This window comes from Serratia sp. HMSC15F11, from assembly GCF_001808215.1.
Classification (GTDB): Bacteria; Pseudomonadota; Gammaproteobacteria; order Enterobacterales; family Enterobacteriaceae; genus Serratia; species Serratia nevei.
This window is the reverse complement of record NZ_KV792511.1, coordinates 3,344-3,634: the sequence shown is the minus strand read 5'-3', so window position 1 is coordinate 3,634 and position 291 is coordinate 3,344. Positions and strand designations below refer to the sequence as shown.

Annotated in this window: 1 protein-coding gene; it reads left to right on the top strand. The window is 70.8% G+C overall.

What is annotated here, in order from left to right:
- The coding region (locus HMPREF3138_RS24495; protein ID WP_139145183.1) for an autotransporter outer membrane beta-barrel domain-containing protein at positions 1-291 on the top strand (291 nt) is incomplete at both ends.

Sequence of the window (291 nt, the reverse complement as noted above, 5' to 3'; positions counted from 1 at the left end):
GGCGGTGACGCTGGAGAACAGCGCCAACCTGCTGACGCAAAGCGAGGTACGCAGCCTGCTGGGCCAGCAGTACACCATCCTGAGCGCGCAGCAGGGGGTGAGCGGGCAGTTTGACGCGGTGGCGCCGAACTACCTGTTCCTCGGCACCGGGCTGAGCTACCAGCCGACCGGGGTGACGCTGAGCGTCGGGCGCAACGGCACGAGCTTCGCCAGCGTGGCACAGACGCCGAACGAGCGTGCGGTGGCGGCGGCGGCGGAGGCGCTGGCGGCGGGCAACCCGGTGTACGAGAG